The organism is Billgrantia saliphila, assembly GCF_002930105.1.
In the GTDB taxonomy this organism is placed as follows: domain Bacteria; phylum Pseudomonadota; class Gammaproteobacteria; order Pseudomonadales; family Halomonadaceae; genus Halomonas; species Halomonas saliphila.
This window is the reverse complement of record NZ_PJRN01000006.1, coordinates 155652-177421: the sequence shown is the minus strand read 5'-3', so window position 1 is coordinate 177421 and position 21770 is coordinate 155652. Positions and strand designations below refer to the sequence as shown.

At 64.2% G+C, this 21770-nt stretch carries 19 protein-coding genes; 11 read left to right on the top strand and 8 right to left on the bottom strand.

What is annotated here, in order from left to right; genetic code table 11:
• Positions 1–29 precede the first annotated feature (29 nt).
• From CYJ07_RS08970 to CYJ07_RS08940, 7 genes are all read left to right on the top strand, one after another.
• Positions 30–1613, top strand: a complete 1584-nt coding sequence (locus CYJ07_RS08970; RefSeq protein WP_104203349.1) for an ABC transporter substrate-binding protein — start codon at positions 30–32, stop codon at positions 1611–1613.
• Positions 1614–1679: 66 nt separating this feature from the next.
• The gene (locus tag CYJ07_RS08965) at positions 1680–2657 is read left to right on the top strand and encodes an ABC transporter permease (protein ID WP_104203348.1); all 978 of its coding nucleotides are present in this window, start codon (positions 1680–1682) and stop codon (positions 2655–2657) included.
• Positions 2654–3622 (top strand): ABC transporter permease, encoded by a 969-nt coding sequence (locus CYJ07_RS08960; RefSeq protein ID WP_104203347.1) that lies wholly within the window; start codon positions 2654–2656, stop codon positions 3620–3622. The genes CYJ07_RS08965 and CYJ07_RS08960 overlap by 4 nt, the downstream gene beginning before the upstream one ends.
• Positions 3597–4700, top strand: coding sequence for an ABC transporter ATP-binding protein (locus CYJ07_RS08955; RefSeq protein ID WP_231489580.1), 1104 nt, complete (start codon positions 3597–3599; stop codon positions 4698–4700). The genes CYJ07_RS08960 and CYJ07_RS08955 overlap by 26 nt, the downstream gene beginning before the upstream one ends.
• Positions 4690–5745 (top strand): ABC transporter ATP-binding protein, encoded by a 1056-nt coding sequence (locus CYJ07_RS08950; protein ID WP_104203346.1) that lies wholly within the window; start codon positions 4690–4692, stop codon positions 5743–5745. Before CYJ07_RS08955 ends, CYJ07_RS08950 begins: the two co-directional genes overlap by 11 nt.
• Positions 5746–5758: 13 nt before the next feature.
• Complete coding sequence (locus CYJ07_RS08945; protein WP_104203345.1) at positions 5759–6514, top strand: sulfite exporter TauE/SafE family protein; 756 nt, start codon at positions 5759–5761, stop codon at positions 6512–6514.
• 116 nt (positions 6515–6630) lie between these two features.
• Positions 6631–7056 carry a hypothetical protein gene (locus CYJ07_RS08940; RefSeq protein WP_104203344.1) on the top strand — a complete coding sequence of 142 codons (426 nt, stop codon included), beginning with the start codon at positions 6631–6633 and terminating at the stop codon, positions 7054–7056.
• A gap of 11 nt (positions 7057–7067) precedes the next feature.
• Here CYJ07_RS08940 and CYJ07_RS08935 read toward each other — a convergent pair whose 3' ends face one another.
• Both CYJ07_RS08935 and CYJ07_RS08930 read right to left on the bottom strand, forming a co-directional pair.
• The gene (locus tag CYJ07_RS08935; RefSeq protein WP_104203420.1) at positions 7068–7259 is read right to left on the bottom strand and encodes a DUF2061 domain-containing protein; all 192 of its coding nucleotides are present in this window, start codon (positions 7257–7259) and stop codon (positions 7068–7070) included.
• A gap of 189 nt (positions 7260–7448) precedes the next feature.
• Positions 7449–8405, bottom strand: coding sequence for a LysR family transcriptional regulator (locus CYJ07_RS08930; RefSeq protein ID WP_104203343.1), 957 nt, complete (start codon positions 8403–8405; stop codon positions 7449–7451).
• A 235-nt stretch (positions 8406–8640) separates the two neighbouring features.
• Here CYJ07_RS08930 and CYJ07_RS08925 point away from each other — a divergent pair, with 235 nt between their 5' ends.
• From CYJ07_RS08925 to CYJ07_RS08910, 4 genes are read left to right on the top strand one after another with little or no spacing between them, the layout of a single operon-like run.
• Positions 8641–9540, top strand: a complete 900-nt coding sequence (locus tag CYJ07_RS08925) for an ABC transporter substrate-binding protein (protein WP_231489579.1) — start codon at positions 8641–8643, stop codon at positions 9538–9540.
• 50 nt (positions 9541–9590) lie between these two features.
• Positions 9591–10559: a FecCD family ABC transporter permease gene (locus CYJ07_RS08920; RefSeq protein WP_104203418.1), complete on the top strand. Its 969-nt coding sequence runs from the start codon at positions 9591–9593 to the stop codon at positions 10557–10559.
• A 24-nt stretch (positions 10560–10583) separates the two neighbouring features.
• Positions 10584–11717 (top strand): FecCD family ABC transporter permease, encoded by a 1134-nt coding sequence (locus tag CYJ07_RS08915; RefSeq protein ID WP_231489578.1) that lies wholly within the window; start codon positions 10584–10586, stop codon positions 11715–11717.
• Entirely contained in the window at positions 11714–12520 is an 807-nt protein-coding gene (locus tag CYJ07_RS08910; protein WP_104203342.1) for an ABC transporter ATP-binding protein, read from the top strand. The genes CYJ07_RS08915 and CYJ07_RS08910 overlap by 4 nt, the downstream gene beginning before the upstream one ends.
• A gap of 390 nt (positions 12521–12910) precedes the next feature.
• Here CYJ07_RS08910 and CYJ07_RS08905 read toward each other — a convergent pair whose 3' ends face one another.
• The 6 genes from CYJ07_RS08905 to CYJ07_RS08885 all read right to left on the bottom strand — a co-directional run bounded on the left by CYJ07_RS08905 (position 12911) and on the right by CYJ07_RS08885 (position 21559).
• Positions 12911–13384 (bottom strand): DUF3304 domain-containing protein, encoded by a 474-nt coding sequence (locus CYJ07_RS08905; RefSeq protein ID WP_104203416.1) that lies wholly within the window; start codon positions 13382–13384, stop codon positions 12911–12913.
• Entirely contained in the window at positions 13290–13724 is a 435-nt protein-coding gene (locus CYJ07_RS20595) for a hypothetical protein (protein ID WP_231489588.1), read from the bottom strand. Before CYJ07_RS20595 ends, CYJ07_RS08905 begins: the two co-directional genes overlap by 95 nt.
• A 222-nt stretch (positions 13725–13946) precedes the next feature.
• Positions 13947–14957 (bottom strand): hypothetical protein, encoded by a 1011-nt coding sequence (locus tag CYJ07_RS08900; protein ID WP_104203341.1) that lies wholly within the window; start codon positions 14955–14957, stop codon positions 13947–13949.
• Complete coding sequence (locus CYJ07_RS08895) at positions 14950–18570, bottom strand: toxin VasX (protein ID WP_104203340.1); 3621 nt, start codon at positions 18568–18570, stop codon at positions 14950–14952. The genes CYJ07_RS08900 and CYJ07_RS08895 overlap by 8 nt, the downstream gene beginning before the upstream one ends.
• Entirely contained in the window at positions 18567–19442 is an 876-nt protein-coding gene (locus tag CYJ07_RS08890; protein ID WP_104203339.1) for a DUF4123 domain-containing protein, read from the bottom strand. The genes CYJ07_RS08895 and CYJ07_RS08890 overlap by 4 nt, the downstream gene beginning before the upstream one ends.
• A complete protein-coding gene (locus CYJ07_RS08885) occupies positions 19439–21559 on the bottom strand; it encodes a type VI secretion system Vgr family protein (protein ID WP_104203338.1) in 2121 nt (706 codons plus the stop codon). The genes CYJ07_RS08890 and CYJ07_RS08885 overlap by 4 nt, the downstream gene beginning before the upstream one ends.
• Positions 21560–21770: the final 211 nt, after the last annotated feature.

The window sequence follows — 21770 nt, the reverse complement described above, 5'->3', positions numbered from 1 at the left end:
ATCAAACGCTTGATTGAGGACATAACAAGATGCTGCCTAACAAGACTCTTCTGGCCACCGCCGTGCTCGGCGCCATGCTGGCCACCGCCGCGAATGCCGAAACCCTGCGCTGGACCCGCTCCGCGGACAGCCTGACCATGGACCCCCACTCGCAGAACGAGGGGCCGACCCATTCGGTCAACCATCAGATCTTCGACACCCTGATCTACCAGGACATGGACGTGGAGTACCAGCCGGGCCTGGCCACCGAGTGGCACGTGAAGGAGGACGAGCCCACCGTCTGGGTCTTCAAGATCCGCGAGGGTGTGACTTTCCATGAAGGCCAGTCGCTGACCGCCGAGGACGTGGTGTTCTCGATCAACCGGGCGCGTCATGAGCATTCCGACATGCGCGGCCTGCTCACCTCGATTTCCGAAGTGCGCGCAGTCGACGACTATACCGTCGAGATCGAGACCAGCGAGCCCAACCCGCTGCTGCCGAACAATTTCACCAACCTGTTCATCATGAGCCGCGAGTGGGCCGAGGAGCACGGGGTCGAGGAGCCGCAGAACTACGCCGCCGGCGAAGAGACCTATGCCGTGCGCAACGCCAACGGCACCGGCCCGTTCCGCGTGGAAAGTCGCGAGCCCGACGTACGTACCGTATTCGTGCGCAACGACGACTACTGGGGTATCGACCATTACCCCATGGAGATTACCCGCCTGGTGTTCACGCCGATCGAGTCGGCCTCCACCCGCGTGGCGGCGTTGCTCTCCGGCGAGGTCGACTTCCTGCAGGAAACCCCGGTGCAGGACATCGAGCGCTTGGCCAACGCCGAAGGGATCAAGAACGAACAGGGCGCCGAGAACCGCACCATCTTCCTCGGCATGGACATGGGCTCGGCCGAGCTGCGTACCGCCGACACTGACGACAATCCCTTCGCCGATCGCCGCGTGCGCGAGGCCATCAATCTGGCCGTGGACGCCAACACCATCCAGCGAGCGGTGATGCGCGGCAACTCCCAGCCGGCCGGCATGATCGCGCCGCCCTTCGTCAATGGCTACAGCGAGGAGATGGATGAAGTCCTCGAGGCGGATGCCGACCGTGCCAAGCAGCTGATGGAAGAGGCCGGCTACGGCGATGGCTTCCGCGTCACCCTGAACTGCCCCAACGATCGCTACGTCAACGACGAGCAGATCTGCCAGGCGGTGGTCAGCATGCTGGCGCGCATCGGCATCACCGTGGATCTGGTGGCTCAGACCCGCTCGGTGCACTTCGCCGAGCTGGCGCGCGAAGAGTATGACTTCTACCTGCTGGGCTGGGGCGTGCCCACCATGGATTCCGAGTACATCTTCAACTACCTCTACCACACCAAGGAAGGCGACCGAGGCTCGTGGAACTTCACCGGCTACTCCGACGAGCGGGTCGACGAGCTGACCGTGGCGATGGGGCAGGAGATCGACGAAGATACGCGTAACGAGATGATCGCGGAGGCGTGGGACATCGTCCACGACGAGATCCTCTACATCCCGATCCATCACCAGATGCTGACCTGGTCGATGCGCGACGATATCGATTTCCAGGTGCAAAGCGAAAATACGCCGCACTTCAAGTACCTACAATTCAATCAGTAAGTCTTACTGGACACGACCCCCGGCTGCCACAAGCGGCCGGGGGTATCGTCGTGATTTGGTGATCCCATGCTAGCGTTTCTGATCCAGCGCGTGCTGCAGGCCATCTTCGTGATGTTCGTGGTCGCGCTCATCTCGTTTTCGCTGTTCCACTACGTCGGCGACCCGGTGCTCAACATGCTGGGGCAGGAGGCCACCGAGGCCGATCGTGCTGCGCTGCGGGCTCAGTTGGGCCTGGACCAGCCGGTGGTGGTGCAGTTCTGGAATTTCGTCGTCAATGCCGCCCAGTTCGAGTTCGGCATTTCCTACCGTTCGGCCCGTCCGGTGACCGACCTGATCCTCGAGCGGCTGCCGGCCACCTTGGAGCTGGCGACCATCTCGGCGATCTTCGCCGTGGTCATGGGGATCCTGCTGGGCATCTACACCGCACTGCGCCGCCGCAGCTGGCTGGCTCATTTCATTATGACCGCCTCGCTGATCGGCGTGTCGCTGCCTACCTTCCTCATCGGCGTGCTGCTGATCTATGTCTTCGCCGTGGAGCTGGGCGTGCTGCCGGCCTTCGGTCGAGGGGAAACGGTGGACCTGGGCTGGTGGGATACCGGCCTGCTGACGACCAGCGGCCTGCGTTCGCTGATATTGCCGGCGATCACCTTGGGGCTGTTCCAGCTCACCCTGATCATGCGCCTGGTGCGCGCCGAGATGCTCGAGGTGCTGAGCACCGACTACATCAAGTTCGCTCGTGCCCGCGGGCTGTCGAAGCGCGTGGTGAACCTGCGCCACGCGCTGAAGAACACCATGATTCCGGTCATCACCATCATCGGGCTGCAGCTCGGTACCATCATCGCCTTCGCCATCATCACCGAGACGGTGTTCCAGTGGCCTGGCGTAGGGGCGCTGTTCATCACCGCGGTGCGTTTCGTCGACGTGCCGGTGATGGCCGCCTACCTGATGATGATCGCGCTGGTGTTCGTGGTCATCAATCTAGTGGTGGATCTGCTCTACTACGCCGTCGATCCGCGGCTGCGTGCGCAGGGAGGTGGCAAATGAGCCAGGAAGTCGATAAGCGGAACAGTGTCGCGAACATTGCGCCGACCCGCCCCGGCCGGCTGCGCACCTTCCTCGAGAGCGATATCGTCTATTCGTGGAAGCGCCAGCCGGTGGTGATACTCGCTACTCTGGTGACGCTGGTCATGTTCGCCGCGGCCCTGTTCGCGCCATGGATCGCACCGCAGAACCCGTTCGATCCGGGCCAGCTCGATCTGATCGATGCGTTCACGCCGCCCATGACCACCTCGGAATTCACCGGCAACTTCTATCTGCTGGGCAGCGACAGCCAAGGCCGCGACGTCTTCTCGGCGATTCTCTACGGCTCGCGCATCTCGCTGCTGGTGGGCTTCGCCGCGGTGATCTTCGCCTTGGTGATGGGGACCGCCCTGGGCCTGCTGGCGGGCTTCCGCGGCGGCTGGCGCGACGCGCTGATCATGCGCATCGCCGACGTGCAGCTCACCTTTCCCTCGATCCTGATGGCGCTGCTGATCTTCGGCGTGATCCGCGGGTTCCTGCCGCGCTCGATGCACGCCGAGGTGGCGATCATCGTGCTGATCATCGCCATCGGCCTCTCCGACTGGGTGCAGTACGCCCGCGCCGTGCGCGGCGCCACCATGGTGGAGAAGAGCAAGGAGTACGTGCAGGCGGCCAGGGTGATCGGCTTGCCGGCGCGCAAGATCCTGTTCCTGCACATCCTGCCCAATGTGCTGCGCCCGGTGCTGGTGATCGGCACCATAGGACTGGCGCTGGCGATCATCGCCGAGGCCACGCTGTCGTTCCTGGGGGTCGGCATGCCGGCCACCCAACCGAGCCTGGGCACCCTGATCCGGGTGGGCCAGGATTACATGTTCTCGGGAGAGTGGTGGATCCTGCTCTTCCCCGGGGTGGCGCTGCTGATATTGGCGCTCTCCGTCAACCTGCTGGGAGACTGGTTGCGTGATGTCCTCAACCCCAAGCTCCGTTGAAAACTCAGGTGAGCAGAACGCCATCGCGGTAACCGGCCACGAGCCTGGCGCCGCGGGGCAGGAACCGGTGCTCTCCGTGCGCCACCTGCGGGTGGAGTTCCCCACGCGCCACGGCACCCTGGTGGCGCTGGACGACGTCTCCTTCGACATCGCTCCTGGCGAGGTGCTGGGCGTGGTGGGCGAATCGGGTGCCGGCAAGTCGATGACCGGCAATGCCGTGATTCGCCTGCTCGAGCCGCCCGGTCGTATCGCCGAGGGCGAGGTTCACCTCTCGGGCCGGCGCATCGATGATCTGCCGGAAGAGCGGTTCGTGCCACTGCGCGGTCGTCACATCGGCATGATCTTCCAGGATCCGCTGACCAGCCTCAACCCGTTGTTCTCGGTGGGCGACCAGCTGATCGAAACGATCCGTACCCACCTGCCGATGAACGAGCGCGAAGCCCGCGAGGAAGCGCTCAAGCTGCTGCGAGAGGTGGGCATACCCGCCCCCGAGAACCGTCTCGACAGCTACCCGCACCAGTTCTCCGGCGGCATGCGCCAGCGCGTGGTGATCGCCCTGGCGCTGGCGGCGCGGCCCGAGTTCATCATTGCCGACGAACCCACTACGGCACTCGACGTCTCGGTGCAGGCGCAGATTCTTGCCCTGCTCAAGCGGCTGTGCGCCGACCACGGCACCGCGGTGATGCTGGTCACCCACGACATGGGCGTGATTGCCGAGACCGCCGACCGCGTGGCGGTCATGTATGCGGGGAGACTGATCGAGATCGGCCCGGTCGACGAGGTGGTGCGCAACCCGCAGCACCCCTACACCAAGGGGTTGATGGCTTCGATTCCGGGTATCGAGAAGCGCCTCGAGCGGCTCTACCAGATCGAGGGTTCCATGCCGCGGCTGGCGGCAATACCGGCGGGCTGCGCCTTCAACCCGCGTTGCCCCCACGCCCAGGAGCGCTGCCGCGTCCAGCGCCCGGACCTGATGCCGGCGGAAGGCAGCCTGGCGGCGTGCTGGCTGCACGACCCGGTCGACCCGCTGCCGCCGCGACGGGGCGAGGCAGGAGAGGAGATGGCTCATGTGCGCTGATACCGCAATGCAACAGACGCCCCCGGCCACGGCGGGACAGGCGGATATCCTGCTGGAAGCGCACGACCTGGCGCGCTACTTCGATGTTTCCAAGCCATGGCTCAACCGGGTGATCGAGCGCAGCGAACGGCTGACCCTGAAGGCGGTGGATGGGGTCGGCTTCTCCATCCGCCGCGGCGAGACGCTGTCGCTGGTGGGCGAGTCCGGCTGCGGCAAGTCAACGGTGGCGCGCCTGGTGGTGGGGCTCTACGGGCTCACTCGAGGCCGGCTGGTATTCGACGGCGAAGACATCAGCGACCTGGCGAGCCGCACCGGGCGGCAGACCGCCAGCGTGCGCAAGCGCTTCCAGATGATCTTCCAGGATCCCTACGCCAGCCTCAATCCGCTGTGGCGGGTGGGCACCATCATCGGCGAGCCGCTGCGCTTCTTTCGCCCCGAGATGAGCGCGGCCGACCGCCACCGCCGGGTCGGTGAGCTGCTCGAACAGGTGGGCATGTCGGCGCCCGACGCCAACCGCTATCCGCACGAATTCTCCGGCGGCCAGCGCCAGCGCATCTCGATCGCCCGTGCGCTGGCCAACGAACCGGAGTTCATGATCTGCGACGAGCCGACTTCGGCACTGGACGTCTCGGTGCAGGCGCAGATCCTCAACCTGATGCGCGACCTGCAGGACGAGTACGGGCTCACTTACCTCTTCATCAGCCACGACATGGCGGTGGTCAAGCACATGTCGGACCGCATCGCGGTGATGTACTTGGGGCGCATTGCCGAGATCGCCCCGGCGGAGCAGCTCTTTGCCAATGCCCATCACCCCTATTCGAAGATGCTGCTCGAGGCGGTGCCGTCGCTGGAAGGGGCGGGCAAGGAGCGCACCACGATCCAGGGCGAGGTGCCCAATCCGGTGCATCCGCCATCGGGCTGCGCCTTCCATCCCCGTTGCCCCCACGCCAACGCGCGCTGCAAGGCCGAAGTACCGCGGCTGATCACGCGCAGCGACGGCAGCGAAGTCGCCTGTCATGGCGTGGAGGAGGGTAGGTTGCCGTGAGGCATCCTCGCTGATGCTGGAGCTGCTCTCGCCGCTGTCCGGAGGGCTCAACCTGGGCCTGGTGGCGCTTTCGGCATTGACCTCGGCGCTCTCCGCGGCGGCGGGCATTGGTGGGGGCACCCTGCTGATCATCGTGCTGGCCCAGGTGATGCCGGCCATGGCGCTGATCCCGGTGCACGGCATGGTCCAGCTGGGCTCCAACGGGGGGCGCGCGGTAATGACCTGGCGCCACGTGCGCCGGGACATCGTCGCGGCATTCCTGCCCGGGGTAGTGGTCGGTGCGCTGGCCGCGGCCTGGCTGCTGGTGCGCCTACCGCCGGGAGTGCTGGAACTGTGCATCGCCGCCTTCGTGCTCTATTCCAGCTGGGGGCCGGGCCTGCCGCAACGGGCGGTGGGACGCACCGGCACCGTGATCGCGGGCGCCGTGACCACGCTGCTCTCCAGCCTGGTGGGGGCCAGCGGCCCGATGGTGGCCTCGTTCATCAAGCTGGGCATGAGCGAGCGGCTGCCGAGGGTGGCCACCTTCGCCACCTGCATGACTCTGCAGCACCTCACCAAGGCGTTCATCTTCGGCTTCGCCGGGTTCGTGTTTCGCGACTGGCTGGGACTGATCCTGGCCATGGTGGTGGCGGGGTTTCTGGGCACCTGGCTCGGGCTGCGGCTACTCCACCGCGTGACCGATCATCGCTTCGACTTTCTCTTCAAGTGGGTGTTGACCCTGCTGGCGTTGCGCCTGATCTGGCTGGGCGTGCAGCGGCTGGCGGGCTGACGCCCGGGCGGGAGCCATTCGGCAGGCGTTCGATATGGTAGAGGGCCGGGATTCGCTACGATTTTTCGGCGGCGCGTTAGACTCTGGGTATCAACATTCCGAAAGGGAGTCTTGCCATGAGCCGCTTCGTGTTCTCGCTATGGGTCATTCTCCTGCTGTTGACCGGCTGTGCCACCGGGGGCGATCTGCGCGATGGCGCGTACGTATTGGAGCCCGGTCGACCCTATCAGGTACTCACGGCAGGTCAGCGTTATTTCTCCTTCACCTTGGAGGCGCCCGCACACGTGGTGCTGGAGAGCCAGACCTTTCCCGGAGATGCGGGCGTGGTGTCACCCGCGGGGCAACTGCTCGACGCCGACGGGCAAATCGTGGCGCGCGACTGGACCAGTGGCGAAGACAGCAATTTTCGGATCGAGCGTGACCTGGAGGCGGGTACCTGGTACCTGCGGGTCACGACCCCTCATGCCGGACCCTCATCCTATGGAGTGATAGGTCGCGACTACCAATACGTGGTGTTAATGACGCTAGTCGACGAGAACTGACGACGAGGAAATCAGCTCGGCAGGGAGGCATGGCGTCGGTCGACGTAGCCCCAAACTTTCTCGTGCAGGAAGTAGGCGACCGTGTTCACGCTGGGCTCGATCAGCGCGATCATGCCGCCGAGTACCCAGCTTCCGGTCAGCAGATAGGTGACGCCGAAGGCCACACAGAAGTGCACGACGGCAAAGGTGGCGGTCTTCTTCATGGCGTTGGCTCCGGGCATGATCATCATGCTCGCAGGTTAAGCGTTTCGCCTTGATAGCATAAGCGGAATTTACAGATGGGATCGATAGAGCGAAACAATCGGTGCCCCCAATGACACCCTCGAACCCCTGCGGCTGAATTCTTTGCCGGGTGACTGTCGGGCCCGATGAAGCGAGCGGCGCGCGTCGCGTCACGCCGATGCCGTGTACGCTTGAGCGCTCTTGCTTGGCTTCTCCCGGGCCGGGATCTCTCGTATCCACTCGGCGGGTGAGGTCTGGCGCAGAAAGCCGAGCAGTGCGCTGACACGCCGGGGCTGGGGGCCGTAGGCGTAGAGCAGCGTGACGGGCAGCGCTGGGGCGGCCCATTCCGGGAGGCAGCGTACCAGCGAACCGGGGTGAGCGCGTTCGCGCGCGGCGGCCAGCCAGTCGGGCATGATGCCCAGGCCATGCCCGCGGGCGATGGCATCGCCATGCAGCGTCTGCTGATCGACCCGGAAGCGGGTGTCGGGTGGCTGGAAGCAGTATTCGCCCAGCTGTGGATGGTTCAGCGTCAGCCCCTGATCGGTTTCGCCCAGCAAGTCGATCCAGGTGTGCCGCCCCAGCTCGCGCGGATGGTCCGGACGACCGTGCCGGTTCAGGTAGTCGGGGTGGGCATAGAGGCCGCGGCTGAGCCAGCCCAGAGTCTCCTGGTGCAGCTCGCTGCCGTGCACCTCGCCCAGCCAGACGGTCACAGCCTGGCTGTCGGCGGCCATGGGAGGAGCGCTGGGGGTCTGTAGCGTCAAACGAATGCCGGGGTGCATCTCCATGAACGCGGCCAGCCGCGCGGCTAACCAGCTGCGTGCCAGTGCGTTGTGGGTAGCCACGAACAGCTCGCCGCAGACCTCCTCGCTCAGCTCGTCCAGCGCCTGTCGGCCCTGCTCGGCGAGCGTGAGGATCTGCTGACAATAGGTGAGGAAGAGCTGGCCGGCCTCGGTGGGCAGGAGCCGGTTGGATTGACGGCGCAGAAGGGGTTGGCCCAGCTGCCGCTCGAGTTGGGAGATTCGCCGGCTCAGCGTCGACTTGGCCAGGCCCAGGGCATGCGCGCTGCGAGTCAGGCTGCCGGAGCGCATGACGTGATCGAAGGCAAGCAACTCGTCGAGATCGTACATGGGCAATAGAGGCGCCGGGCGATACGGAGAGAAGGAAAGCGAAGTCTACCTAGTGGCGATGGTAGATGTAAATGATTCTTGTTGTTCGAGTTGATATTGACGTTGCGCTCACGGGAACGTCTCGTTGCATAGAGACGATAGCTTGCTTCATGTGATAATAATTCGCATTCATAGCAAGCTGACGGAGCAGAGCGATATGGGCAGCGCGCATTATCGGGGCAGGGCCACAGGGCGTATGAAGCTGGCAGGCGTACTGCTAGGCATCATGCTCCCAATGACGGCCTGGGCCGAACGGACCCTGGAGACGGCTTTCGGCGAGGTTGCAGTGCCGGATTCGCCGACGCGGGTGGTAACGCTGTACGAAGGGGCACTGGACACGGCGCTGGCCGTGGACATGGCCCCCCTGGGCGCCGTCACGACCCGCGGCGGCGATGGCGTGGCGGACTACCTGACGCCCCGCTTCGACGACATCGCTATCGTCGGGGTGGTGCGCGAGATCAACCTCGAGGCCGTGCTGGCGCTCGAGCCGGACCTTATCCTGGCGCCTCCGCGGTTGCCCGAAGCTCAGTACCGCCTGCTGTCGCGCATGGCTCCCACGGTCGTGCCGCTGACCCAAGGGTTCGATCCCGACGCCTGGCGCGACGAGGCGCTGCTCTTCGGCCGTGCCCTGAATCGTGAAGCCGAGGCGCAGGCGGCGTTGGCCCGGGTGGATGCGCGCCTCGCTGAGCTGGCCGACCGCCATGCCGACGAAGCACCAAGCGCCGTGCTGGTGCGCTGGATGCCCCAGGGACCGATGGTCATGTCGGAGCGACTCTTCTCGACCGGATTGCTGCGCGACGCGGGCATGTCTCTTCATGATGCCGATCTGGTCGAGGAGGGGAGGCCGCACAGCGATACGCTCAGCCTCGAGAACCTCTCCCGGATCGATGCCGACTGGCTGTTCCTGGCCACCCTCAACGAAGAGGGGCGAGATGCCCTGGACGCCGCGCAGGCATCGCCCGCCTTCGCCCGCCTCGACGTGGTCGCCCGTGACCAGGTGGTGCCCGTCGATGGCCAACTGTGGACGAGCGCCTCCGGCCCGCTGGCGGCGCTGGCCATTCTCGACGAGCTCGATGAGGCCCTGTCGGCGCAATGACCGGCGGGCATGTCTCGGGCGCCGGATCGACCCGGCGCCCGCGCCGGGCCATGGCGGGGCTGTCGCTGCTGCTGGCGCTGGCCTGCCTGGCTAGCCTGCTTCTGGGAGCCGGCGACGTCGGACCGATGCGCGCGCTGCATGCCCTGCTGGGGCAGGGGGATCCGGAAGCGCAGTTCGTGCTCGCCTCGCTGCGCTTGCCACGCACGGTGGTGGGGCTGGTCGTGGGCGTCGCATTGGGTGTGGCGGGCTCGCTGCTGCAGGCGGTGACACGCAACCCTCTGGCCGAACCCGGCCTGCTCGGGGTGAGCGCAGGCGCCGCCTTCGCCGTCGCCGTGGCCCTGGTGCTGGGGGCAACCGCCACCACCCTGCGGGTCGGCGTGGCCCAGTTGGGCGCCATGGCCGGCTGTCTCTGCGTGCTAGGGGTGGCTAGGGTGAGTGGCGCCGGCCACGATCCGGTGCGGCTGGTGCTGGCCGGCGCCGCACTGACGGGGCTGCTGCTCTCGCTCACCTCGCTGTTGCTTCTGTTCGACCAGCGCGCCGCCGACGAGATCCGCTTCTGGGTCGTCGGCAGCCTGGCGGGCCGCCGGCTCGACCATCTCCAGGCTATTCTCCCCAGCCTGCTATTGGCGGGTGTGATCGTTCTTGCCGTTGCACGCCCCCTGGCGGCGCTGGCCCTGGGAGAGCGAATTGCCAGCGGGCTGGGACATCACCCGGGCGTGATCCGCCTTCTGGTGATCGTGGCGGTGGCGCTGCTGGTGGGGGCTGCCACCGCCACGGCCGGCCCCATTGCCTTCGTCGGGCTGGTGGTACCGTTCGCCGCCCGTGCGCTGGCGGGCCCCGACATTCGCCGCACGCTCTGGCTATGCCTGCCGTTGGGGCCGCTGATGGTGGTCACGGCGGACATCGTCTCGCGCCTGTTGGTCGCGCCATCGGAGCTGCCGCTGGGCGTGCTCACGGCACTGTGCGGTGCCCCGGTGCTGGTCGCCGTGGTGCGTGCGCGCCGCATGCCGACGCTCTAGGTCGAGAAAGGATGAGTTCGGAGAATGAGCCAGGAGAGCGCCATGCGCAGTGGGGCATCACTCAACGAGGGGCGTAATGCTGTGGTCGGGGCGGAAGAAGCGGATGCTCCTGTCGGGCATTGGCGCCTGGCCTGGCGTGGGCCGCTGCGAGGAGGTGCCTACAGCATTCTGGTCGACCGGCGTGCCCTGGCCGCCGCCGGACTGCTGCTCTCGACACTGTTGGTCGCTTCGCTGGCCTACCTGGCGTTGGGCAGTGGCACACTGTCCCTTTTTGAGGTCGTGGCGGCCCTGGCAGGGCACGGCGACCCGATGGCGGCCTTCCTGGTGCAGGAGCTGCGTCTGCCGCGCCTGGCCGCTGCCTGCCTGACCGGGGCCGCCTTCGGCGTGGCCGGCTGCCTGATGCAGACCCTTGCCCGTAATCGCCTGGCGACGCCCGGCATCATCGGCATCGACAACGGCGCGACCGCCTTCGCCGTAGCGTCGGTGGTGGGCCTGGGCCTGTCGCTGGCACCGTCGGCCATGGCGCTGGCGGGTGCCACGACCGCCGCGGCCCTGGCCTTCGGCCTTGCCGCAGGGGGCGGCACGCGCGGCTATCGCTTCATCGTGGCCGGCATCGGCGTCGGCGCCGTGTTCGAGGCCATCACGCAGTTGCTGCTGGCCAAGGTCGCCATCGATACCGCCAACGCTGCCTACCCCTGGACCGTGGGCTCGCTCAATGCTCGGCCGGCCGGGGCCGTGGCCCTGCTCGCCGTGGGGCTTGTGCTGGGCATGGCGGCGGCGCTGTGGCTATCGCGTGCGCTGTCGCTGTTGCGCTTCTCGGATTCGGTGGCCAGCGGTTTCGGCGTGCTGGTGGCCCGGCGGCGCTGGCAGGTGCTTGCCGTCTCGGTGATGCTCACCGGTCTGGCGGTGGCCGTGGCGGGGCCGGTCGGCATGGTGGGGCTGATCGGCCCCGAGATCGCCCGTTCGCTCTCCTCCCCTCGCGGCGTACCGCTGGTTGCCTCGGCGCTGGCCGGCGCGCTGGTCATGGTGCTTTCCGACCTGGCGGGAAGGGTGCTGCTCGCTCCCATCGAGATTCCCGTCGGCATCATCACCGCCGTGGTGGGCGGGCCCTGGCTGCTGTGGATACTGCTGCGACCGGCAAAAAGGAACCTGGCATGAGCCATTACGAACTCGCCACGCATGACCTGACGTTGCGCCATGGCCGGGCAACGATCATCGACCGCCTGGCGCTTACCCTGCCGGTAGGCAAGGTAACGGCCATCGTCGGCCCCAACGGATGTGGCAAATCCACCTTGCTGTCCGGCCTGGCCAGGCTGCACGCCCCCAGCCAGGGCGAAGTGCTGCTCGACGGTCGGGACATCCAGCGGCTGCCGGCCCGCGAGCTGGCCCGCCGGCTGGCGCTGCTGCCTCAGGAAGCGAACGCGCCCGAAGGCTTGACCGTAGCCGAGCTGGTGCGCTTCGGCCGTCAGCCGCATCAGGGTTGGCTGCGCCAGTGGTCAGCGGAAGACCAGCGAGTCGTGCGCGAGGCGCTCGCCGCGGCGGACGTGATCGAACTGGCCGAGCGCCCGCTCGACACGCTCTCCGGTGGGCAGCGACAGCGCGCCTGGATAGCCATGACGATCGCCCAGCAGACGCCACTGCTACTGCTCGACGAACCCACCTCGGCGCTTGACCTGGGGCATCAGATCGAAGTCTTCGAACTGGTCCGTCGGCTCGCGGCGGGCGGGCGAACGGTGGTGGTGGTCCTGCACGATCTGGTCAGCGCCTGTCGCTATGCCGATCACCTGCTGGCGCTACGCGACGGCCAGCTGGTCGCAGCGGGCCCGCCGAGCGAAGTGGTCACTGTCGATCTGGTACGCCACCTCTACGATATCGAATGCACCTTGATCCAGGATCCGCATACCGGTAGCCCGCTACTGGCCAACGTTAGGCGGGCGGGTCGGTTTGGGGAGGCGGGCTGACTCGGCGGTGTTGGCCAGGCACCAGCCACGTCCCTCGATGATCCGCTTATCTATTCCCTTATTACCGTCGTCAGCTTGAGTGGTCGTTCTGCGAAGAACTCTGAGAGAACCCGGTAGGCGTGGCCTCGGAAGCTGTCCAGCGGGCGGCATCGACCACCTTGCGGTGTTCTTCGCGGAGCTGCTTGAGCCCTTTCTCGCTGGCCCTGGCATGAAAATCACGCCAATAGGTCGCCGTATGGCCGCGCTTGCCTCAAGTCTTCTCTAGTGCCTATTCATACCGTCAAAGACAAGACCAACATCCAGTGTCCGGCGGCAGTCGGCTCCTCGTCGAGAAACCGAGCTCTTTACCGCTCTAGCATTCGTACTTGAAGGCACGCGGGCGTATGCTGGTTAGTCATTGCTGTGGAACTCCTCGCGAAGCCGCTGAGTGAGAGGCGATTGCAAATCTGGGCTCCAGGCCAGCTCCACTCGATTGCCGGGTAAAAAATGCACATGAAGATACTGATCCTCGCGCGTTCTTTTTGGCATAGGCAGGGTTATGCTACGCCGTTCAGATTCCATTCCCGCTCTTTCTTGTTCTCCGGTCATGCTAAGAATCCAGACGACCTCTGCAGTATCGCCTCTGAAAGGCCAGCAGCAGGTTACACCTCCTCTCGTGAGAGGTCCGCCAGAATAAAAGGGCAAATTTCCACCCCAATTATCATTAACCCAGAAGCTATAGATAGGACGGTTGATATGGGTATGCCCCGTCAAAGATCCTCCGGTTGGCTCATGAAAGTAAATTTGCCACACCACAATAGCCACAAACGTCCCGGCTGCCACGACCTGTAGCCAAATCGGAATTAGGCGAAAGAAACGGTTCATGGCCCAATTGGCAAGCATCAGGTTCTCCATACATGACTTCGAGCAGTTCCAGCAGTGTCGTTTCACTACTGAATGCTTGCTGTAGCAGGGATTGAATTTCTTCCGATTGCCAGGCGTCTTCTCCTTGGCTCAGTTGGAGGTAAGCATAGGTGCGGCGATCAGAGACACGAACCAGCCCTTTCCTATCGACCTTTTCCAAAGCCCTTGCTACTAAGCGCGGACGCTCGCAGCTGCAAACGTTCCGAAACAGGTCAGGAGTGCTCTCGATCAGCTCTGCCGTTAAGCTCATGACTTCCGTATCGCCGTGCAGCGCTGCCCATAAGTCATCGCCTACCTTCAACTTCCACGTACCTGGGTGCTTACGTTTCTCGACACCCGCCAGGAGTGCCCACTCATTGTCATGGGTTCGAACAGTGCCGCACGGTACTCTTCAGGGGCCTCGGCGTGTAGCCGTTCGATCAATTCAGCTACATAGAAGCGCAGCAGGGAACGCTTGCCTTCATGGTTTTCGACCACCATGGCAGGGCCAGCTGGGTGCCATATCAGACATTGGTCCGGCTCTTTAGCCGCGATAGAACGCATTAAGCTTGTCCTGATGCTCGAGCACCTTCTGCTGGAAGGTTTCGTCATCCATATCGCGCCAGTAGCGGGGCGGTCGGCCGGTGCGCTGATCATGTACCAGCGTTGTGGGGTCGAGCGGGCGAAACTCCTCCCACAACGGTGTATCGGGCAGCGGCTGGGAGGTATCCATATAGCGCTGCACCATGTCCCAGGCAGCGCGCTGCTCCACATGGCTGCTGGTGGCCCCGAACATACCGACCAGCGCCACATGCGCTTCCTCGCGGTAATGCACCAGGCTCAGATTGAACTGCGGCAGGCCCTGATGGCTCGGGGTGCTCTGCAGGTAGCAATCGAACTCATGGAAGGGAAGCTGGTGGGCCACCTGCCAGGCTGTGCTCTTCTTGGCTGGGTTTGCGAAGATGGTGACCATGCCGGTGCGTCGGTTCAGTTCCCACATGGGGCCGGGCTGGAAACTAGAGGCGAAGTTGGGGAAAAGCCTATAAACAGCATTTACACCCCACCATGCCATTAAGCAAAAAAAGCTAATATAGAAAACTTCTTTCCAAAGCAGTAAGTGATCGCTTAGCCCAAATTGATTATTTGACAGTGACATAAGTAAAAAAATAATGGACATGCCGATTCCCGCAAACAAAATCATACCTAAGCCAAATATTCCGGCAAGACGTATAATACCGAGAATAAAATTACGCTTAGTCTGACTGGTATAACGCAGGCACTCTTCATCCCAACGCAAGGGATGTTCCGGGCGGTCTGCGGGACGGGGCGTGTGGCCTGGCATCTGCTCGATCTCGCGCAGCTTTGCCGGCTTCATCTCCTGCAACTCACGCATCGGGAAGATATCCACCGTAGGGTGGCGGTGAGGCAACCGCTGTCCGCTGGCGACAGACATACGAAACCGCCGCGAATGTTCGCTTTCTACCTGGCGTGGACGCTGACCTTGCTCCGCGGTATAAGCATCGGTGCTATAGCTGATGGGCATCATGTCAGCCATCGTTTGCCTCTTTGTTGCGATGGGTCGTTTCGTCGGCCCAGTAGGGCTGGGCGGTGCGCTCGAAGTCGGGGGTGAGTGGGGCATCATTCCCAGTTTCAGTCGGCGCCGGAGCCGGCAAGGCGCGCGGCAGTATATCGCTATCACTCTGTTCCTTGCGCCATTGCACCCGGACTTTGAGATGATGCGTAGTGCGACGATCCGAGCCCCAGCGGCCGCCTGGTTGAGTTACCTGGTCTGGCGCCTGTAAATAATATTCTCTGCCGTCGGTGGTGGCTCGCTCGAAGAGCGGCTCTACAGGATCTCCTATGCTGCTCTCTTCCCTCAACCATTCAGAATAGCCATCTTTGCGGAACTCATGCTTTCGCTCGGTGACGACTTGGAAGCGGAACTTGGCGACCTGGTTCCAGCCCGGTGCCAGCCCCGGCAGGTTGCTCTGGACCACCACTCGAGTATTGGCGACAGGGCCTGAGGCCTGGGCCACAGCCTGCTGGGCCATTAGCCGATTCACATATGCCATGGGGCGGCTGAGGCTGAGCAGGCCGATGGCGGGGCGCTGTTCGGAATCCTGAGCGATGGATTCCGCGGAGGCCAGGCCGATCGGCTCGATGCGGATACGGATATTGGCGAACAGGCTGACCAGGCGGTCGAACGACTCGGCAGGGGCATCGCGCCATGCATAGTGTTCGTTATTACCGAAGGGGCCCAGGCGCAGCCACTCCTCGATTTCATTATCGGTCAGCCAGATTGACAGCGCTACCGCGGCGAAGGAAAGGCCGAGGGCGATCCAGCCCACCGGGCCCAGACCCAGCCACAGCGGGCTGGTCTTGACCAGTGCCGAGCCGGCCACCACAGCGGTACTGATCGAGGCGATGCTGAGTGCGATACCCGCCCCGATATTGCCATGTTGGAAGCGCGTCCATGCATCCCAAGCCAGCAGAGCGGCGCTGGCTGCACCTGCTAGCGACCCGGCGAAGTTGACGGCGGTAACCGTACCTTTGAGTCGGCTTCCTGCTCTGACTAAAAGAGTGGATTGTGACCGCATAAGCGCTTCACCGAGTGGAAAGTGGCGGCTAATGGCATTGGCGCGAAGTCGACTCAGCCGATTATGCCGCTCTCCATAAAATTCCAGAGCCTTCAGTGAGGCGACTCCTAAATCAAAAAAGCCACCAAGCCCACCAATCATGCTTTTAGTAGATCTTTGACTACTGTAATTAAGTACCTCTTGTCTTAAGTTAAACAACTCAAATGCCGCAACCACATACGGCAGGCGTACCATATCGGTGGCGCCTGCCACGCCTACCTGAATTCTCGCTCTTCGCGACAGTCTGGCCGCTTCGGAGTCGGCCTCGGCTACCAGCACGATCAGGTGCGGTTCGTTGGCAGCGGCTGAAAGCGTTGCCATGCCTCGCGCTTGGCTGGGTGTCAGCGTCCTGCCCGTTGCCTGACGCACGGCGCCTTCGAAGCTCTGGCGCGCCTGGCCTTGTGCCCCTTGGCGGCTGGCGCTGCGCTCGTGCTCCGTCAGGCCGTTGTAGAGCTGGCCACGAGAATCGCGAACGCCGAGTATGACCATGTCTTCTCGTACGTTGCCACGCGCGGTGCCGGTGATCTTCCCGAACAGCTCCGGAAAGCCTACGCGTGCCAGGCGTGCGGCCGGCAAAGCGATGGCCTGGCGTGCGCTCTCCTCGAACAGCAGATTGGCTTGCTCGGCGAGGCGGCCGAATACCAGATCCACCGCGCCGCCCCAGCGTTTCAGCTCTGCGCTGAAAGTGAAGCCCTCGGAGCTGCTTATCGCTGCCAGATAGGCAGTCTCGTGGAGTTGGAGATCGTCTTCCTCGTTTGGGAATTCCTGCTCTGCCTGTTGTGCTAACGCCTTGAGCCGTACGCGACCATCGCCTGGATTTTCCTCTTCATCCGGCAGCACCAGCGGCACGTTGAGCGGTGTGTCCTCGTCGCTGGGAAACAACATGCTGTGTAGCGTATAGCCACTGCCATCGCTGAGCACATTGACCAGAAATTGCTGTGGCCGAGTCGGTTCCAGGGGCGGTTCATCATGTAAGGGGTCGGCATGGCTCGAACCATCGCGTAGGGCTTCCAGCAGGTCGGCTGTAAGCGCATAGGCACCGAGATAATCGTGGCCTTCCAGGCTGAACAGGTCGGCTAGTACCGCATTGGCTTCGTGACTGAGTAATAGGCCATGCAGTCGGCTCTGGTAGGCATCGAGCTGGCTGCGAGCCAGCTCTCTCTGAGCACTGCGCAGGATGCGCTGCAGTTCGCCAGAATCGCTCAGGTCGGCCTTGTCGGCAAAGCGGCGCAGCGTATTTGCGTGGCCTGCCTGATCGTGACGGCGAAGAATGGTCTGGTTGACCAGCGCGGCGCATTCGTAAAACTCATCCTGTGCGGCCAAGGTAGGGATCAGTTGTAGATACTCGAGGCTGGCTCGGCAGCCGTGCAGGCTGTGGCGCAGTTCGAACAGTGTATCCACCAGCACTAGCCCGGGAATCTCACGCTCCCGCGCAGCGGCGAGGCTGTCTTCCGCGTCACCCAGCCCTTCCCAGATGACGTTGGCGTCTTCCGCATCGCTTTCGCCGTGGCCCATGCGTTCTTTTAGCACCTGACAACGTGCGGACGCCTGCAGAAAGAGAGGAGAGACCTCCTCGCCATAGTCATTACCGGACCGCATGCCTTCATCGGCGGCGGCACGGGCCGATTCCCCCGCGTCAAATTGGCTGAGCTCCTCGGCCGCTTGGTCGCGCAACTGGGGCAGGTAATTACCAGCCAGGTCTCGGGTCAGTGCGTTCGGGGTGGCGGCATGCTGCTCGGCCAGGCCCATACGAAGGCGCTGGGGCTCGTCAGCTGAAAACAAGTACAACTGGCCTGGAGAGGCGAAGTTGTTGGCGCTCGACAGGTTAATGGCATGGCAGCGTGTACGCTGGGCATGGGTATCTGCTTGAAGGTAATTGATCCGAGCCGCTGACCACTGCACTTCGGAGTAGGCAATTCGGACGCCGCCATCGATATAGCGTTCGTTAGCCCGATGAGGCAGCCAGATTTCCTCCAGTGCGATACCGGCGGCGGGCCGGCGGTCGTCCTGGAAACGCTCGCTGCCGTCGCGATGGGCTGCCAGGTCGATATCGCGAAATTCCATTTGCCCGGTCTCGGCATTGGCCGAGGCTTCGATCTCCCTCCACAACTTGTTCCCGTAGAATAGGTAGAGATAACCCGGGCGTAGCGGTAAGGCATGCCGTTCATGTTGGCCCATGCCTTGCCACAGTGCCATTGGCAGTACCGGCTGGATAATATGGTCTTGGAGGCGAGGTTTGCGGTCGTTCTTGAACAGCCATTCCAGTAGCGGCAGCCGGATGGGCTCACCGCTCTCGCTGTCGATGCGCAGCTGCGCATCGACGCGCTGGTAACCTTGCCAGCACCACTTGTGCAGTACGCTGGCCGGGGTCGGCAGGTCTTCGGTTTCTGCCTCGCCGAACTCAGCAATTCGCTCTCCCGAGTGCTGATCGACAATAATGATCTCGTGTCCGGCCGGGTGATCCTTGCCCATGATCTGAATGATGAGCTTATCGTCTTCGCAAGCGGGGTTGCCCAATGTGCCGTTGCTCATGCCCGGTCTCTCCCGATGGTCGTATCGTCTTCCCTGATGTGCAAGTGCTGCTGGAGCACGGCCAGGCGTGCCTCTATGGGGTATGTCTCCACCCCATCAGGTAGCGGCGTCTGGTGATTCTCAAAACGCAGAAGTACGAAATCGAGAATCTCGTGTTCTGGTATCGATAAGCGCTGGGCTTCATCGAGAGCCGCTACGAAACGTTGGGCATGCTCCGCTGAGCGTTCATCGAGCCCCGCGTTTTTGCTCAGGCGCTGCCATAGCGGGTACTGAGCCACGAAGGCTTCGAGACTTTTTTCCTGGGCTGGGGCAAGGCTGATCGGGTCGCTCGTCTCGATTGTCGGGTCCATTATGGCTGTCGAAGCTGACCGGCAGGCATACCAGGCGGCGCCATGGTGGGCTCGCTGACGAAAGGTGCCGCCGTACCAGAACAAGGCGGAAAGAGATCCCAGCCATAGCGAAGATGGGGTATCCGTAAAAAGATGGGCCGCCACCCAGGGATCGTAATAGCGCAGCAGGCCGAACCGGTTGCCATAGAACTTGGCGTCGAGGCGATGGCGAAGATGGTTCAGCACGGTATCGCGTTCGGCGCTGCTCGTTACGGCGATGCCCGCAAGCGGGGCATCGCCCTGGGCTGCGACGAAGGCATCCCACAGCGCTGTGCCGGGTTGAGTGGCCACGACAAGGGGTCCGACATCGCGCACTGAGGCATAGCGGGTCTCGTCGAACAGCCACACGATGTCTGGCGTCGAGTCCAACGCATAAAGTCGCTCGAGCGTCTCGCTACGCTGTTCCACAACCAGCCAGTAGTGCTCGTCGGGCCGGGCAGCGAGAAGCGCTGCAAGGGAGGATGCCTGGGTGATTTCGCTCATGCATTCGCTCCAGACCCTTCGCAGGGACACGCCTCGCCAAGTGGGCAGGGGCCTCCGCTCGACGGCTTCTGGCAGGGTTCCACCAAGGGAGCATGCGTGACCATGGCCTGCTCCAGGCGGTGGCCGAAGATTGGCCCCAGTGTCACATCCTCATGCATCTCCGCCACGGCCCGACCCGGCAGTAGCGGCGCCTCGGCGGCCTGGCCAGAGCCGCTGCCCGGGTTGCCGCCGGCGTTGACCTTTACGCTGGGGCCGACAATGGTGACGCCGCCGCCGTCGAGCTTGAGGAAGCTGCCGCCGGCGTTCAGCGTCAGCTCGCTGCCGGCTTCGAGTACCACCTTGTGCCCCGACTTGATGTGCAGCTCGCGCCCGCTCTCGGTCAGCCAGGCCTGGCCGGCCTTCACATGCAGCGTGCCCTGCACAGTCAAGTGCTGGTTGGCATCGGTCTTCTCGTGCCGGTTGCCATGTACCGTCAGGTGATCGTCATTGTCGATTTCCGCGATGCGGTCACGGTGCACGGTGAGGAAGCTGTCGTGGCCGATCTCCTCGGTGCGGTCGTTGTTCGTCAGCAGCTCCAGGTCCTTCTGGGCGTGGACCCAGATCTGCTCCTCGTCGGCCTCGTCTTCGAAGCGCAGTTCGTTGAAGCCTTCGCCCTTGTGGCTCTGGGTGCGAATGACGGTACGCGTCTTGTGCTCGGGCAGCGGATAGGGCGGCGTGTTGACGGCGTGGTAGGTGCGCCCGGTGATCAGCGGCTGGTCGGGGTCGCCCTCGAGGAAGGAGACGATCACCTCGTGGCCGATCCGGGGGATGGCCAGGCTGCCGTAGCCGCCGCCGGCCCAGCCCTGGCTGACCCGGATCCAGGCACTCGCCGTTTCGTTGGGCTCGGCGTAGCGGTCCCAGGGGAACTGCACCTTGACCCGGCCGTGCTCGTCGCAGTGGATCTCCTCGCCCTCGGGCCCGACCACGAAGGCGACCTGGGGGCCGTCGACGCGGGGCTTGGGATGGGGCGTGGGGCGCCAGGCGGTGTCGGCGGGGGTGAGCACGAGGGTGTTGTCATACTTCGTCATGCCCATACCGTCAGCGTCCCCTTGGGTGATGCCGTCCTCCTCCAGCGCCTGGGGCTGTTCGCCGCGATGAATGACCTTCACCACCTGCCAGTCGCGGTTGAGTTCACTGAGGTCGTGGTCGGTGAGGGTGAAGCGGGTGCCGGGGGCGAGCTCGGGCAGGTCGCTCTCGGCGCCGCAGGTCAGCGCCTCGCGGCGCAGGTGCTCCAGGCGGATGCGAGTGAAGGCCTCACCGGAGGCGTCGGCCTTGTAGCGGCCGGGGTAGTCGTAATGCTCGTAGTCGTCCCGTTGCGCGTGCTCTTCCAGGCCGTCTGCTGCGTGCTCGTGGAGCTGCGCATAGGCCGGCTGCTTGAAGGAATAGTCCTTGAGCGTGACCGAGGCCGGGGCCACCCGGGCGAGCTGTTCGAGCTTGCGCACGTGGCGGCTCGGCGGCGTGCCGCCGGCACGGCTGTGGTAGGGCCGCGAACCGAGATGCGCGAGCGCCTGGGGGGCGTCGGCGAATACCAGGCGGTGGGCGCCGTTGGGCGCCTCTTCGAACTCGTGGAAGTAAAAGAGCCCTTCTTCGGCGGCGAGGCGCTCGACGAAGGCGAGGTCGGTCTCGCGGTACTGCACGCAGTACTCCCGCGTCTCGGGCTCGCGGGTGGCGGCGAAGGCCACGTCACGCAAACCGCGCTCGTCGCACAGGGTATTGAGCACGGTGAGCGGCGAGACCTGCTGGAAGATACGCGAATTTTGGCGCAGGGAGAGGCGCCACAGCGCGGGACGCACGACCATCGAGTAGAAGGTGCGCCGATGGCCGCGGTCGCCACGGCCGAACTCGCTCACCACGCCATGGAGGCGGCGCAGCGCCTCGCCGTCCTGCCAGATCGTCAGGGTCGCGGGGCGATCGAGAACCTCCGTGGCGGCGAGGCCGCCGTCGCGGCTGGCAAAGCGCACGCGGAGGGTGAAGGGGGCGGAGAGCGCCTCTTCCAGGGTGAAGTCGATGACCGCCAGATCGAGGTCGTCGGCCCCGGCGAGCTGCAGGGTGAATTGAAGTCCGGTCTCAAGGGCCATGCTTCCCTCCTGGAAGGCGAGTATGCGGCGATCCATCGAAGCTGCGGAGTGTGCCGCGTCAGCAGGTTACGTGTCCCTCCCGGCAGGGCAAGAGCGAAACGGCACAAGAGGGCGAAAACTGACAGCGTCTGTCAGCAATGTCGTACACGGCGCGACGCCAGCGCTCGATGGGAGAACGCTGGCGTCGCGCCACGCATGACCCCGCCCGGCG

Bases quoted from the DNA above. Each gene is read 5' to 3' on its own strand.
- CYJ07_RS08900 (WP_104203341.1), bottom strand. From the start codon at position 14,957: ATGGCTGACATGATGCCCATCAGCTATAGCACCGATGCTTATACCGCG.
- CYJ07_RS08895 (WP_104203340.1), bottom strand. From the start codon at position 18,570: ATGAGCAACGGCACATTGGGCAACCCCGCTTGCGAAGACGATAAGCTC.
- CYJ07_RS08915 (WP_231489578.1), top strand. From the start codon at position 10,584: ATGAGCCAGGAGAGCGCCATGCGCAGTGGGGCATCACTCAACGAGGGG.
- CYJ07_RS08970 (WP_104203349.1), top strand. From the start codon at position 30: ATGCTGCCTAACAAGACTCTTCTGGCCACCGCCGTGCTCGGCGCCATG.
- CYJ07_RS08905 (WP_104203416.1), bottom strand. From the start codon at position 13,384: ATGAACCGTTTCTTTCGCCTAATTCCGATTTGGCTACAGGTCGTGGCA.
- CYJ07_RS08925 (WP_231489579.1), top strand. From the start codon at position 8,641: ATGAAGCTGGCAGGCGTACTGCTAGGCATCATGCTCCCAATGACGGCC.
- CYJ07_RS08955 (WP_231489580.1), top strand. From the start codon at position 3,597: ATGTCCTCAACCCCAAGCTCCGTTGAAAACTCAGGTGAGCAGAACGCC.
- CYJ07_RS08940 (WP_104203344.1), top strand. From the start codon at position 6,631: ATGAGCCGCTTCGTGTTCTCGCTATGGGTCATTCTCCTGCTGTTGACC.
- CYJ07_RS08910 (WP_104203342.1), top strand. From the start codon at position 11,714: ATGAGCCATTACGAACTCGCCACGCATGACCTGACGTTGCGCCATGGC.
- CYJ07_RS08920 (WP_104203418.1), top strand. From the start codon at position 9,591: ATGGCGGGGCTGTCGCTGCTGCTGGCGCTGGCCTGCCTGGCTAGCCTG.
- CYJ07_RS08935 (WP_104203420.1), bottom strand. From the start codon at position 7,259: ATGAAGAAGACCGCCACCTTTGCCGTCGTGCACTTCTGTGTGGCCTTC.
- CYJ07_RS08890 (WP_104203339.1), bottom strand. From the start codon at position 19,442: ATGAGCGAAATCACCCAGGCATCCTCCCTTGCAGCGCTTCTCGCTGCC.
- CYJ07_RS08945 (WP_104203345.1), top strand. From the start codon at position 5,759: ATGCTGGAGCTGCTCTCGCCGCTGTCCGGAGGGCTCAACCTGGGCCTG.
- CYJ07_RS08930 (WP_104203343.1), bottom strand. From the start codon at position 8,405: ATGTACGATCTCGACGAGTTGCTTGCCTTCGATCACGTCATGCGCTCC.
- CYJ07_RS08960 (WP_104203347.1), top strand. From the start codon at position 2,654: ATGAGCCAGGAAGTCGATAAGCGGAACAGTGTCGCGAACATTGCGCCG.
- CYJ07_RS08885 (WP_104203338.1), bottom strand. From the start codon at position 21,559: ATGGCCCTTGAGACCGGACTTCAATTCACCCTGCAGCTCGCCGGGGCC.
- CYJ07_RS08965 (WP_104203348.1), top strand. From the start codon at position 1,680: ATGCTAGCGTTTCTGATCCAGCGCGTGCTGCAGGCCATCTTCGTGATG.
- CYJ07_RS08950 (WP_104203346.1), top strand. From the start codon at position 4,690: ATGTGCGCTGATACCGCAATGCAACAGACGCCCCCGGCCACGGCGGGA.